The sequence below is a fragment of the Janthinobacterium sp. FT14W genome (assembly GCF_009208755.1).
Lineage (GTDB): Bacteria > Pseudomonadota > Gammaproteobacteria > Burkholderiales > Burkholderiaceae_D > Janthinobacterium > Janthinobacterium violaceinigrum.
Window position 1 is genome coordinate 103,614 of record NZ_WFLL01000018.1, and the last position, 12,644, is coordinate 116,257.

The following is a 12,644-nucleotide window of genomic DNA, read 5'->3' on the forward strand; positions in this document are numbered from 1 at the left end:
TGCTGTTGGAAAACATAATACGGAATCCGAATTCCGATTTCAAGTTAAATCGGTAAATATCTCAAGTCAGGTAATTTAAAGCAACACGCACCAGTTCATCCTCGAGCGCGGCGGCCGACAAAAAGGACAGCGAGCCCGACAAAACGTGCTGGTTCAAAATGCCCAGCAGCACGGGCGGTACCACCATCATCGCCTGCGTGGGGTTCGGGTGGCGGATGCTGGACGACTTGCTGGCCAGCACGGCGACCGTGCGTTGCGAAATCAGATGGTTGATCTGGTGCACCTTGTCGCGGAACTGCGCATCCTGCGAGCAGCGCGTGATCAAGGCGCGCAGCACGCCGCGCCGGCCCGTGTTGACCGCCACGAACATGGCGACCATGGCGCGGATGAACGCTTCCAGGCTGCGCCCTTCCCACTGGCGCAGCTCCGTCAGGGTCTCGACCTTTTCCACCATGTCGGAAAAAAAACGCTGCAGCAGCAAGCGGCTCAGGGTGTCCTTGTCGCCCAACAAGCGGTAAAACGTGCCCACGGATGTCTCCGCCAGCTTGGCCAGGTCGGCCACGCCGATTTCATCGAAACGGTTTTCCGCCAGCAACTGCTCGCCCACCAGCAGCAAGCGCTCGAAGGCCAGCTTGCTGCGCGCCTGGGTGGGCTCCGGTGGAACGATCAACTGCGGGAAGGGCATCGGGAAGGAAGGCATGCGGCGTCGGCGTCTCGAAATAGTGGAACCTTGGTTCCGTTATGGATGCGCGTATTGTAACGCGGGAGACGGCCGATGGGGAGCGCCGCGTGGCAAGCCTCGTGTGCGCTAGCGGCCCTGCCACTCCATGTAGACGTCGGCGCGCTGGTAATGGGCGTCGCCGGCCGGCCGCGCCACGTGCGTAAAACCGCTGCTTTCATACAGGCGGATGGCGGGATGCAGCTTGCTGTTCGATTCCAGGAACAGCAGTTGCGCGCCGCTGGTCTCGAAGGCGTCGAAGGCCCGTTCGATCAGCCGGCGCGCGATGCCCAGGCCCTGGCACTCGGGCGTGACGGCCATCTTCGACAGCTCGATACTGCCGTCGCCGGCGCGGATCAGGGCGCAGGTGCCGACGATCTTGCCATCGAGGCGCGCGAGGAAAATCTGCCCGCCATCGTCGAGAATCGAGCGTTGCGGATCGGACAGCACCTTGTCGTCGAGCGCCTCGACATAGAAATACCGCTCCAGCCAGGCGATATTGAGCCGCTTGAAGTCGGCTGCATAGGGCGCGGCGTAATCGATGATATCCACGGCGGCCCGCTCGCGCTGGCGCCGGCAGGCGGCGATGGTCGCGCCGAAATCCTGTGCCTGCAGGCCCGCTTCCGCCCGGTCCAGGCTGGCCATCAATTGCGGCGTGCCGTGTTCGAACACCGTGTCGACGGCCGCGCGCACATCGTCCCACAGGGGCGCCATGTTGCGCAGCAGCGCCTGCCCGGACTCGGACAGCGCCAGCAGGCGGCGCCGCTCATCCTTGGCGTCCGGCATCTCCGCCACCACGCCAGCGTCCAGCAGCTTGCGTCCCAGCTGCACCACTACCGGATGCGTCTGCCCGATTTGCGCAGCCAGGGCCGTGATGGACGTGGGGCCGTTGTCGCGCAGCAGCAATAACAGGGGGAAACAGCGCGACGTCAGCTCGACGCCGGCCGCCACATAGCTGGTATCGACACCGGCATACAGTTGATCGGAAAGACGGCGCAGGCGGCTGGCCAGCATCAGGGAGCCGTAGGTTTGCAGGGAGGAGGACATGTTGGGGCGGGATATATGTAAGTAGTTACGTATACCTTAACGCAAATGGGCTTTCCTGGTCAAGGGCAGGCTGAACTACTCCCCATCCTCCGCCAGCGCCTCATGCAGCCTGGCCCGAAACACGGCCGCGACCAGCTCCTCCAGTCCCGGCCACACCTGCGTCAGCCAGCGCTTGCCCTCCTCGCCCGGTGCCACATACGGTGCGTCACGGGTGACGCACGCCAGGCCGATGGGGATGACTTGCCCCGCATCATCCAGGCCGGCCGCGATCATGGCGTCGATGGGCAAGGCGATCAGCCCGGCAGTCAGATGCGGACGCAGCAGGCAGGCGGGCGCGATGATGGCGAACGACGCTTCCACGTAACTCCAGCAGTTGGTGGGCCAATGGGCAGCTTTGACGGCGTCGAGGAAGGCCGCGTCGCTGAAGGCATCCGGCTGGGCTTGCGCCTGCGCATAGAAGGCGGCAAGGGCGACGAGTTGCGGCGGGGAAGTCCAGGTGGGCATCGGTCATTGATCCAGGCAACGCCGCTCCAGGCTGGCGGCAAAGGCGGACTGTAGCATGTTCAAGCGGCACGCCGGAACACGGCTGGCCCGGGCATAATGCTGGCATCGCTCTCGACCTTGATCCCTGTATGCCAACCGCCTTTGAACGCTGGAAAGCCGAACTTTTAATTGTGGGCAATATCGTCCAGGACGACGACAGTGCCACGCCGCCCGATGAAGCCCATCGGCGCTTCCAGCGCTACTGCGCCATGCTCGATGCGCTCATGGGCACAGAAGGGCCGCAGTACGCGCTGGCCGTTTTCCAGTCCGTGCAGGCCGAACATGATTACGGCGCCTACCAGATTGCCAACCGCGCCGCCTGGCGCTTCGGCGAAACGGCGTATTGCACGGCCCTGCTGCACGAACTGCCGCGGCTGATCGCCAGCTTGCCCGACTGGGCGGGAGACTTTCTCGTTGGCATAGCCAACGGCGCGGGCACGCCCAACGCCTCCACCATCAGCTGCTTCAACACCCTGCTGGCCACGGCGCCGCCTGCGGACCGGGCGCAGATCGCGGCATTTATCGCACAGCAGGAAGACGACGGCTGGTTCGAGCATTGCCCTGGCGTGCTGGGGCATCCATAAGGCCGCGCCGCCCTGCCTGTCTGAATAATTACTTGAGGAAGTCCATGTCGCTCTACACCATCACCATCCCCTGCTTTGCCCAGATGCTGCGCGCGTTGACGACGCTGTTACGCAAGGGCGAGGAGCACGCCCAGGCGCTGGGCTTCGATGCGCAACACCTGCTCGATGCGCGGCTGGCGCCCGACATGCACACCCTGGCGCGCCAGGTGGAATTCACGTGCACGCAGGCGCAGGAAGCCGTGTGCCGGCTGACGCAGCAGCCATTGCCCGCACTGGCCACGCCCGCGAACATGCCGCAAGCCAGGGCGCTGATCGAAGACACCCTGGCGATGCTCGCTTCGGCGGACCGCGCAGCGATCGACGCTGGCGCGCAGCAGCCAGTGTCGATCGCCCTGGCCGGCGGCCTGACCTTCGACATGACGGGCCAGGAATACGCGGTGAACTGGGCCACGCCGCAGTTCTATTTCCACCTGGTGACCGCGTACAACCTCCTGCGCCACAACGGCGTGCCGCTGGGCAAGGCCGAGTATGTACAACATATGTTTGCCTATGCACGCCAGCCATAGGCACCAGGACGCCATGGACGGCGAACGCTACGCGGGCGTCATGCCAGGCCGGGACGGCGCTGCCGGCTACCACTTGTTCCTGCTGCCCGGCGAAGCCGGCGCCCTGCCCTGGCAAGCGGCGCTGGCCTGGGCAGCGGCGCGCGGCGCCTGCCTGCCCACGCGCAGCGAGCTGGCCTTGCTGCACGCCAACCTGCGCGACGCCTTCCCGGACGCCTGGTACTGGTCGTCGGAAGCGGACGCCATCCTGCCCCGCCTGGCCTGGAGCCACGCTTTCGATAACGGCACCCAGTACAACTTTCACAAGACCTACAGCGGCCGCGCCTGCGCCGTGCGCCGGGTCGCGCTGCCGCCATCGGACGCCGCGTCCGTCCCCCTGCAGCAGGGCGAACGCTATGCCGGGCTGATTCTCGGCAAGGATGGCGCGCCCGACTACCATCTGCTGCTGCAGCCGGACGAGTGCGAACCGGGGTACCAATCATGGCAAGCCGCATCAAGCTGGGCCGCCAGCCTGGGTCACAGCCTGCCCAACCGGCGCGAGCAGACCTTGCTGTATGCGACATTGAAAGATGCATTCCGGCCGAACTGGCACTGGTCGAGCGAGCCGGGCGACATCGAGGACGAAGCCTGGTGCAAGGATTTCGACACGGGCGTCGCCTATCCGAATGCGCGCGAGTTCGACGGCTATGCGCGCTGCGTGCGCCGGGTGCTTGTATAGTGCGCGTTTGCTCAGCCGAGCTATCCCATCAAGGAAAACCATGCTGTTATCACTCGACGATCCCATCTGGCCCACCCTGGAAGGCGGCTACCGCGTGCCTTACGATGTTGCCGAGGCGCTCAAGGCCATGCACGCGGGCGAAGACGTCTGGCATGAGCTGTGGGAAGAGTTGCACCACCAGGGCGACGTGGGCGTCGCCTCGTATGCGGCCGTGCCCCAGCTCGTCCACCTGCTGGGCGGCGCCGCGTCGCGCGAGGAAGATTTCTATGCGCTCATCGCCCTGATCGAACTGGAGCGCCACCGCCCCCACAATCCGCCGCTGCCGGACTGGCTGGCCGACAGCTACCAGGCGGCCTGGGCGCAGCTGCCCGCCATCGCCGCGCGCGACCTGCAGGGCCAGCTCGATCCCGTCATGCTGGAATCCGTGTTTGCCGTGCTGGCCTTGGCCAAGGGCAACTTGCGCCTGGGCGCCCTGCTGCTGCAGATGGACTCATCCGAAGTGGATGAGTGGCTGGAAGAGCGGCTGGGCTGGTCCGAGGTCTACGGCAAGGACGCTTAACAGTCAGAAACGCTCGTCGCGCAGCGCCGGCATCACCAGTTCGCGCACGAACGAGGCATTCGACAGGCCCAGCAGCATGCGCACGACGGCGACAACGTCGTGCACGGGGATCAGCTCGCCCTCGCCCCGCGCGGCGGCGTCCGCCAGCGGCACGGACAAGCCATCATAGGTATTCAGGTAACCGAGCTGCAGCGCCGTCACGGCCAGCCCCTGTTCGCGGAAACCTTCGCGCAAGGCGTCGGCAATGCCGTTCAGGGCGAATTTCGACGCGCTGAACGTCACTTCCGGGCGGCCGCTCTGGCGCAGGCCGGACGTGGAACCCGTGAGTATCAGCTGCGGCTTGCTGCTGGCCAGCAAGCGCGGCACCAGGCGCTTGAGCAGCAGGATCGTCGCCGTGATGTTGGTGTTGACCATGTCGACGATGGCATCATCCCCATCGCCGAGGAAAGCGTAGTCATCGCTAAAGGCTTTTTCTTCCCACACGCCCAGGTTGTAGATCACGGCGTCCAGCGTGGCGGGCGCTGCACGCGCGATGCGTTCGACGGCCTCGGCGGGCGCTGCCAGGTCGGCCGCGATCCATTGCAGCTGCGCGCCCTGGCCGGCAGGCAAGTCGGCAGGCTGCTGGCGCGACACGCCGATGATGGCGTGCCCGTCCGCGAGCAAACCGTCCACCAGCGCGCGCCCCAGGCCCCGGCTGGCACCCACGATCATGATGTTCATACTGTGTCCTTTGCAATGAAGTCAACGCCGATGATAGCGGCGTTGTATTAAGCACAGCTGAGGCCACTCCCCATTCCCCCGCGTTTACTCACGCGGCCGAAATGCGTATGCTAGGTCTGGCAATCTCCGATAACACACAAGAACGAGACACATGCCTACTTCCGACACCGCCGCAAGCAACGCCGCAACCCGCCCCCTCACCCAGCAAGACTACAAGACCCTGTCCTTGGCCGCCCTGGGCGGCGCGCTGGAGTTCTACGATTTCATCATCTTCGTCTTCTTTGCCAACGCCATCGGCCAGTTGTTCTTCCCGCCGGAAATGCCGGAATGGCTGCGTCTGCTGCAAACCTTCGGCATCTTCGCGGCCGGCTATGTCGTGCGTCCGCTGGGCGGCATCGTCATGGCCCACTTCGGCGACTTGCTGGGTCGCAAGCGCATGTTTACCCTCTCCATCCTGATGATGGCCGTGCCGACATTGCTGATCGGTCTGCTGCCCACGTATGCCACCATCGGCCTGGCCGCCCCGCTGCTGTTGCTGCTGATGCGTATCTTCCAGGGCGCGGCCGTGGGCGGCGAAGTGCCGGGCGCCTGGGTGTTCGTGTCCGAACACGTGCCCAGCCGTTTCACGGGCTTTGCCTGCGGCGTGCTGACGGCGGGCCTGACGGTCGGCATCCTGCTGGGCTCGCTCGTGGCGACGGGCTTGAACACCGTCTACACGCCGGCAGAAATCACCGATGGCGCCTGGCGCTATCCATTCTTATTGGGCGGTATCTTCGGCTTCGGCGCCATGTATCTGCGCCGCTGGCTGCATGAAACGCCCGTCTTTGCGGAAATGCAGCAGCGCAAGGCGCTGGCCACGGAAATGCCCCTGAAATCCGTGCTGCGCAGCCACCGCGGCGCCGTCGTCGTATCGATGCTGCTGACGTGGATGCTGTCGGCCGGCATCGTCGTCGTCATCCTGATGACACCGGCCCTGCTGCAAAAGATCCACCACATCGCCCCGCGCACCACCCTGGTGGCCAATACCGTGGCCACCCTGTGCCTGGCCTTCGGCTGCATCATCGCCGGCATGCTGGCCGACCGCCTGGGCGGCAAGCGCGTGATCTTCGTCGGTTCCGTGCTGCTGGCCATCAGCACCTATCTCTTCTACACCACCGTCGGCAGCCGTCCCGACCTGCTGCTGCCCCTGTATGCGATGACGGGTTTATTTGTCGGCGTCGTCGGCGCCGTGCCCTACGTGCTGGTGCAGGCGTTCCCGGCCCAGGTGCGCTTCTCGGGACTGTCGTTTTCCTACAACTTGTCGTACGCGATTTTCGGTGGCCTGACGCCCGTGGTCGTGACCCTGATGCTGAAGAGCAACGTGCTGGGCCCCGCCTATTACGTGATCGGCGTGTGCGTGGTCGGCATGCTGACGGCGCTGTTCATCAAGGACCAGCGGCAAACCGTGGGCCGATAAATCGGCTAGCTGCAGCCCAGGCCGCCTTCGGGCGGCTTTTTTTTCGCCCCTTTTGTCGCGCTGCACCAAAATCTGAAAAGGCGTTTCACATCGCGGAATTTCAAACAGCGGACTCATCAATTAATCCTCTCACTTTTTGAAAAATCATTTCACATCCTGAAAAAATATAATTAAGTCTTTGAAAAAGAACGATTAAATTTAAGTTATATGTCTTATATAAGACTTGAACATCGCCGGGAATCGGCCTACTATTTAGTCATGCAGTTTGCCTCGACAAGACGTTGTGGCGCACTCGGCGATTTTCTCAAACTTAGTTTTTCTTTAGGAGATACACATGTCCCAATATCAAGACGACATCAAGGCTGTTGCCGGTTTGAAAGACCAACAAGGTAGCGCCTGGAACGCCATCAATCCCGAGTCCGCCGCCCGCATGCGCGCCCAGAACAAGTTCAAGACGGGCCTGGACATCGCCAAGTACACGGCGAAGATCATGCGCAACGACATGGCCGCCTACGATGCGGACCCATCCAAGTACACGCAATCGCTCGGCTGCTGGCATGGTTTCATCGGTCAACAGAAGATGATCTCGATCAAGAAGCACTTCAACAGCACCGACCGCCGCTACCTCTACCTGTCCGGCTGGATGGTGGCCGCCCTGCGCTCCGAGTTCGGCCCGCTGCCGGACCAGTCGATGCATGAAAAAACCGCCGTCTCCAGCTTGATCCGCGAGCTGTACACTTTCCTGCGCCAGGCCGATGCGCGCGAACTGGGTGGCCTGTTCCGCCAGTTGGACGCAGCCCAAGGTGCTGAAAAGCAAGCGATCCAGGCGAAGATCGACGGCCACGTGACCCACGTCGTGCCCATCATCGCCGACATCGACGCCGGTTTCGGCAATGCCGAAGCGACCTATTTGCTGGCGAAACAGTTCATCGAAGCGGGCGCCTGCTGCATCCAGATCGAAAACCAGGTGTCCGACGAGAAACAATGCGGCCACCAGGACGGTAAAGTGACGGTGCCGCACGAAGACTTCCTGGCCAAGATCCGCGCCATCCGCTACGCCTTCCTGGAACTGGGCGTGGACGACGGCATCATCGTCGCCCGCACGGATTCGCTGGGCGCCGGCCTGACCAAGCAGATCGCCGTCACCAATGAACCAGGCGACCTGGGCGACCAATACAATTCCTTCCTCGACTGCGAAGAAGTGTCTGCCGATGCGCTGGGCAATGGCGACGTCATCATCAAGCGCGAAGGCAAGCTGCTGCGTCCGAAACGCCTGCCGAGCAATCTGTTCCAGTTCCGCGCCGGTTCCGGCGAAGAGCGTTGCGTGCTCGACTGCATCACCTCCTTGCAGAACGGCGCCGACCTGCTGTGGATCGAAACGGAAAAACCGCATATCGCGCAAATCGGCGGCATGGTCAGCGAAATCCGCAAGGTCATCCCGAACGCCAAGCTGGTGTACAACAACAGCCCATCGTTCAACTGGACCCTGAACTTCCGCCAGCAAGTCTACGATGCGATGAAAGCGGCCGGCAAGGACGTGTCCGCCTACGACCGCGCCCAGCTGATGAGCGTGGAATACGACCAGACGGAACTGGCGCTCGCCGCCGACGAGAAAATCCGCACCTTCCAGGCCGACTCGGCCCGCGAAGCCGGCATCTTCCACCACCTGATCACCCTGCCGACCTACCACACGGCAGCCCTGTCGACGGACAACCTGGCCAAGGAATACTTCGGCGACCAGGGCATGCTGGGCTACGTGGCCGGCGTGCAGCGCAAGGAAATCCGCCAGGGCATCGCCTGCGTGAAACATCAAAACATGTCCGGCTCGGACATCGGCGACGACCACAAGGATTACTTCAGCGGCGAAGCGGCGCTGAAGGCGGCTGGTAAAGACAACACGATGAACCAGTTCTGAGCTTTGGGCTTGGCTGTAGAGTAAGAGAGCCTGCTTCGGCGGGCTTTCTCGTTAACCGAACGGCAAGCGCTATCGCTATCGATAGCTTTCTGCCCGGCCGTGCGGGCATTCCTGTCATTCAATTCACAAAAATGAATGAATACTGTCGTTCATCCAGCTCGACAGTGTTACTTCACCGCTGCATTGCAACCCCTTCCTGCATTTCCTCTATTTGTCGATGGCAAATCCTTAAATAATTCTTGATCATTTATTTCTCCGCAAAGTCTGGTCTGGCGCGGCCGAAGATTCGATGGAAATCGTGGGATTGCTTACGGGCCCGAATTGAATGTATTGGGCGGCTATGGCCGGCTGGCAGCGGGTGTCCATTATCCAGTGCCCCGCCTGCCTGCTGCCGTTTTTTTTTGCAAGCGGCTGGCTAATCATTGACCGCACCGGAAAGTGTCCAGGATTTTTCCCGAAACTTCACATGCAATATCGGCTTGACTGCCCTTGATTGGGTTTCATCCTTCAAGATATGATGGCAAAAAAATTAATTTTGGGAAACTTACACGATACACCGGCATTCCGCTCCCGCGCGTCAAAAGCTGAAGCGACATATTTTGCAACCGAGCGAGAAACGCTCAATCAGAAACACTCACTACAAAGGATTTTCAAGCATGGCAAATGATTTGGACGAAGTAACTGGCCCGATAAATGAACAGGGGCGCGACATCAACGTCATCAGCAAGCAGATTTCCGTCCAAGTCGGCACCGGGTCGCTCATATTTGAAATCGCCCTGTGGGCGGTCCTTCCGCTGATCGGCGGCCTGGCGCTGCTGACCGGCGCATTGCCGCAAACGTACGGCTTGGCACTCCTGGTGCTGGGGGCACTGCCAGGCCTGGTCTTCCTGTTCATGAAGATCTCCGCCCTGGCGTATCTGCGCAAGCTGCAGCAGAAAATCCAGGCCGATGCGTCACAGATCGACAATTACCTAGAGCAGCGCGTCGTGGTCCTGAACAACGTGGTTGGCCTGGTCGCAAAAGCGATCGACCTCGACAAGGACGTGATGAAGTCGGTAGCGGCTTACCGGAGCGGACAGAACGCCGATGCCGAACGCAATCAGGCATCGCAGAAAATCGACGGGATTTTTTCCCGCATCAGCATGGCGTGCGAAGCCTACCCGGATCTGAAGGCACAAGCCGTCATCGCCGATGCCATGCGCCAGAACAGTTATCTGCAAAAGGAAGTGACCGCCGCGCGCACGCTGTATAACGATACCGTCGGCATGTGGAACCAGGACGTCTTTGCGTGGCCGACCAAGCAGATCGTAGCGGCGCGGCAAGGTTATACCACGCGCATTCCTTTCACTGCCTCCGCCGAAACCAAGGCCGCCGCCCGGAGCGTCTTCTTTTGATCAACGACGTCCATGAACCATTGGAGCGGTATTCTCTCCATTTCAAAAATGCTCACGCCAGCAATACGTCGGACTTTTTCGAAGACCTCGTGCGCCAGTCCGGCGTGGACGAGAACGCCAACATCGCGACGGTGCAGGAACTACGCGTGCTCGAAAAGCAGGCCGCGGGCGCCGGTTCCAGCAACAAATGGTGGCGTATCCTGCGCGGCGCCAGCATCGTGGCCGCGCTACTGGCGGCACTCTATCTCTACGCCTATTACGCATGGCCATGGCTCGTGGTCCCGGCGATTGCGCTTGCCGCTGCGATTCATACGCTCAACCGCATCATCAACGATTCCGACGCGCAGTTAAAGCGGCTGCAGGAAGCCTGCGACGCGAAACGTGCCGTGGCCTGGGGCCAGATGGTGCCGCTGAACCGCCTGTACGACTGGGACATCATGGCAAAGCTGATGCAACAGACAGTGCCCCGCATCGCTTTCGACCCGTATTTCAGCAACGGCCGCATGGAAGAGCTGCGCAAGAGCTTTGGCTGGTTTGGCAATCTGGGTGACGACCACTCGATCGTGTTCTCGCACAGCGGCGTACTGAACGGCAACCCGTTCATTCTTGCACGCACCTTGTCCCACTCGATGGGCAGCAAGAAATACGATGGTTCGCTGGCTATCAGCTGGACGGAACAGTACCGCAATTCGCAAGGCAAACTGGAAACCAGAACCCGCCACGAAACTCTGCGCGCATCGATCGAGCGTCCAATGCCCGAGTACGAGAACCAGACGTTTATTGTCTACGGCAACGAAGCGGCGCCGGATCTCGTGTTCAGCCGCCACCCGTCAAAACTCTCCAGCCTGGAGGACGGCTTCTTCGACAAATGGCGGAAGAATCGCGCCATCAAGAAGCTGGAAGAAAAGTCACGCGATGTCGACGAGGGGCATACTTTTACGGTGATGGCCAACCGCGAATTCGACGCCTTGTTCGATGCCACGGACCGCAACCATGAAGTACAGTTCCGGCTGTTGTTCACGCCATTGGCGCAACAGGAAATGCTCAAGCTGCTCAAGGATAGCCAGACAGGTTTTGGCGATACGTTCGCATTCGAAAAAACCCGCATGATCAACGTGCTGGAATCGGGACATATGCGCGCGACCGACATCAGCGGCGCCCCGGAGAAATTCTTTGCCTACGAACTCGCCCAGGCCCGCCTGTTTTTCAACGCCTATCACAACGATTTCTTCAAGTCGTTCTACTTTGGGATCGCCCCGCTGCTTGCCATCCCCTTGTACCAACAGCATCGGCCGCACTCGGACATCTATCAAGACACGTATTCGCACAAACCCTGTTTCTGGGAGCATGAAGCGATTGCCAATTACCACGGCGAGGCGATGTTCAAGCATCCCGAGTGTGTCACGCGAAGTATCCTGAAGACATCCATGCAACAAGAGGCCGACGGATCGCAGAAAGTGCATGTAACGGCCAGCGGCTTCCGCAGCGTCGCGCGCACCCACTACGTCTCGGTGAGAGGCGGAGATGGCCGCTCCCATCAGGTTCCAGTGCATTGGGACGAGTACTTCGAGGTTGAGAATAGCGCCAACATGCTGGTAAAGGAAACGGCTTCGCCAGGCAACACCGCCACGGATGATGCCCCGTTGCCGCCGGCGTTTTCACAGCGTGGCATCGATGCCGAGAGGACCGTGCTTCGCCGGTCGATTGTTTCGGCGGTTTTGGCTGGATAGGGCGACTTTGCGGATTACAGTGGCAGAAGTTGGCCGCTGCAGTATGAAATCACAAAGGACGCAGAGGACACAGGGTCAGGTCTGCCATTTGGACACGAACTGATACGCTAGGCGTTGTAGAAGCATGCTCAGTCGCAAAGCTGATCAGAACCACGAACGCACGGGGCTATCGTGCAGCGGCGGCAGTTGGTCGATTCGAAGCGCACTGCCCTGCGCCTGAAGAACGAAGTGCGTCTCTCCGCGTATAGACGATAAAAGAAAAAGCTACCCGAGGGTAGCTTTTTCTTTTTTCGAGAGGGGGATTCGAATCATGGCTGGTAACGCGCCTGGGTGGTTGATTTCGATGGATCATATTTTCAAAAATACCCTCAATTATGCCCTTACAAAAAGTTACTTATCTGCATTATAAATTAATGAAAAATCCATTTAATCTGAGTATTGAAAATCCTTGTGTTGGTGGCTCAACTCCGCCCGGATCACCAAGAACATCACTCACGCAACGCTCATACAAATGGGCGTTGTCGTTTCGGGAATTCACAATCCTTGTGTCCGATCTACTTTCGGTTCCGCGTAAGCGTCGCCTCACCACCGTCTTCCCTTAATCGCCGCAGATCCCGATGATTGAATTTGGGACGCAAATTGATTGTGTCCACAAATTTATTTATGGACACAATAATTCAACCAGTCACAACCAGGG

Annotated in this window: 12 protein-coding genes; 8 read left to right on the forward strand and 4 right to left on the reverse strand. The window is 60.7% G+C overall.

All coding sequences use genetic code 11. The features are described from left to right. Positions 1-61: 61 nt before the first annotated feature. The 3 genes from GCN74_RS14295 to GCN74_RS14305 all read right to left on the reverse strand — a co-directional run bounded on the left by GCN74_RS14295 (position 62) and on the right by GCN74_RS14305 (position 2,269). Complete coding sequence (locus GCN74_RS14295; protein WP_226939040.1) at positions 62-700, reverse strand: TetR/AcrR family transcriptional regulator; 639 nt, start codon at positions 698-700, stop codon at positions 62-64. A gap of 108 nt (positions 701-808) precedes the next feature. Next, the gene (locus tag GCN74_RS14300; protein ID WP_152257289.1) at positions 809-1,765 is read right to left on the reverse strand and encodes a bifunctional helix-turn-helix transcriptional regulator/GNAT family N-acetyltransferase; all 957 of its coding nucleotides are present in this window, start codon (positions 1,763-1,765) and stop codon (positions 809-811) included. A 75-nt stretch (positions 1,766-1,840) separates the two neighbouring features. Further along, a complete protein-coding gene (locus tag GCN74_RS14305) occupies positions 1,841-2,269 on the reverse strand; it encodes a hypothetical protein (protein WP_152257290.1) in 429 nt (142 codons plus the stop codon). A 128-nt stretch (positions 2,270-2,397) separates the two neighbouring features. On the opposite strand from GCN74_RS14305, the gene GCN74_RS14310 reads away from it, so the two are divergent. From GCN74_RS14310 to GCN74_RS14325, 4 genes are read left to right on the forward strand one after another with little or no spacing between them, the layout of a single operon-like run. Beyond that, positions 2,398-2,892 (forward strand): hypothetical protein, encoded by a 495-nt coding sequence (locus GCN74_RS14310; protein ID WP_152257291.1) that lies wholly within the window; start codon positions 2,398-2,400, stop codon positions 2,890-2,892. A gap of 44 nt (positions 2,893-2,936) precedes the next feature. Then, a complete protein-coding gene (locus tag GCN74_RS14315) occupies positions 2,937-3,458 on the forward strand; it encodes a DUF1993 family protein (protein WP_152257292.1) in 522 nt (173 codons plus the stop codon). Next, on the forward strand, positions 3,442-4,173 hold the full coding sequence (locus tag GCN74_RS28750; protein WP_226939041.1) for a DUF1566 domain-containing protein: 732 nt from the start codon (positions 3,442-3,444) through the stop codon (positions 4,171-4,173). The genes GCN74_RS14315 and GCN74_RS28750 overlap by 17 nt, the downstream gene beginning before the upstream one ends. Before the next feature lie 40 nt (positions 4,174-4,213). After that, entirely contained in the window at positions 4,214-4,732 is a 519-nt protein-coding gene (locus GCN74_RS14325) for a hypothetical protein (RefSeq protein WP_152257293.1), read from the forward strand. Between the two features lie 3 nt (positions 4,733-4,735). On the opposite strand, the gene GCN74_RS14330 is transcribed toward GCN74_RS14325, so the two are convergent. Beyond that, complete coding sequence (locus tag GCN74_RS14330) at positions 4,736-5,452, reverse strand: SDR family oxidoreductase (RefSeq protein ID WP_152257294.1); 717 nt, start codon at positions 5,450-5,452, stop codon at positions 4,736-4,738. A gap of 151 nt (positions 5,453-5,603) precedes the next feature. On the opposite strand from GCN74_RS14330, the gene GCN74_RS14335 reads away from it, so the two are divergent. The 4 genes from GCN74_RS14335 (at position 5,604) to GCN74_RS14350 (ending at position 11,947) form a co-directional block, all read left to right on the forward strand. Continuing rightward, positions 5,604-6,908 (forward strand): MFS transporter, encoded by a 1,305-nt coding sequence (locus GCN74_RS14335; protein WP_152257295.1) that lies wholly within the window; start codon positions 5,604-5,606, stop codon positions 6,906-6,908. Between the two features lie 334 nt (positions 6,909-7,242). Beyond that, positions 7,243-8,823 carry an isocitrate lyase gene (locus GCN74_RS14340; RefSeq protein WP_152257296.1) on the forward strand — a complete coding sequence of 527 codons (1,581 nt, stop codon included), beginning with the start codon at positions 7,243-7,245 and terminating at the stop codon, positions 8,821-8,823. 656 nt (positions 8,824-9,479) lie between these two features. Then, on the forward strand, positions 9,480-10,217 hold the full coding sequence (locus GCN74_RS14345; protein ID WP_152257297.1) for a LemA family protein: 738 nt from the start codon (positions 9,480-9,482) through the stop codon (positions 10,215-10,217). After that, positions 10,214-11,947, forward strand: coding sequence for an MAG1210 family protein (locus GCN74_RS14350; protein ID WP_152257298.1), 1,734 nt, complete (start codon positions 10,214-10,216; stop codon positions 11,945-11,947). Before GCN74_RS14345 ends, GCN74_RS14350 begins: the two co-directional genes overlap by 4 nt. The last annotated feature ends 697 nt before the right edge of the window (positions 11,948-12,644 follow it).

Excerpts from the sequence above, each read along its gene's own strand:
- GCN74_RS14300 (WP_152257289.1), bottom strand. The coding sequence starts at position 1,765 with ATGTCCTCCTCCCTGCAAACCTACGGCTCCCTGATGCTGGCCAGCCGC.
- GCN74_RS14340 (WP_152257296.1), top strand. The coding sequence starts at position 7,243 with ATGTCCCAATATCAAGACGACATCAAGGCTGTTGCCGGTTTGAAAGAC.
- GCN74_RS14295 (WP_226939040.1), bottom strand. The coding sequence starts at position 700 with ATGCCTTCCTTCCCGATGCCCTTCCCGCAGTTGATCGTTCCACCGGAG.
- GCN74_RS28750 (WP_226939041.1), top strand. The coding sequence starts at position 3,442 with ATGCACGCCAGCCATAGGCACCAGGACGCCATGGACGGCGAACGCTAC.
- GCN74_RS14315 (WP_152257292.1), top strand. The coding sequence starts at position 2,937 with ATGTCGCTCTACACCATCACCATCCCCTGCTTTGCCCAGATGCTGCGC.
- GCN74_RS14305 (WP_152257290.1), bottom strand. The coding sequence starts at position 2,269 with ATGCCCACCTGGACTTCCCCGCCGCAACTCGTCGCCCTTGCCGCCTTC.
- GCN74_RS14345 (WP_152257297.1), top strand. The coding sequence starts at position 9,480 with ATGGCAAATGATTTGGACGAAGTAACTGGCCCGATAAATGAACAGGGG.
- GCN74_RS14310 (WP_152257291.1), top strand. The coding sequence starts at position 2,398 with ATGCCAACCGCCTTTGAACGCTGGAAAGCCGAACTTTTAATTGTGGGC.
- GCN74_RS14325 (WP_152257293.1), top strand. The coding sequence starts at position 4,214 with ATGCTGTTATCACTCGACGATCCCATCTGGCCCACCCTGGAAGGCGGC.
- GCN74_RS14330 (WP_152257294.1), bottom strand. The coding sequence starts at position 5,452 with ATGAACATCATGATCGTGGGTGCCAGCCGGGGCCTGGGGCGCGCGCTG.
- GCN74_RS14335 (WP_152257295.1), top strand. The coding sequence starts at position 5,604 with ATGCCTACTTCCGACACCGCCGCAAGCAACGCCGCAACCCGCCCCCTC.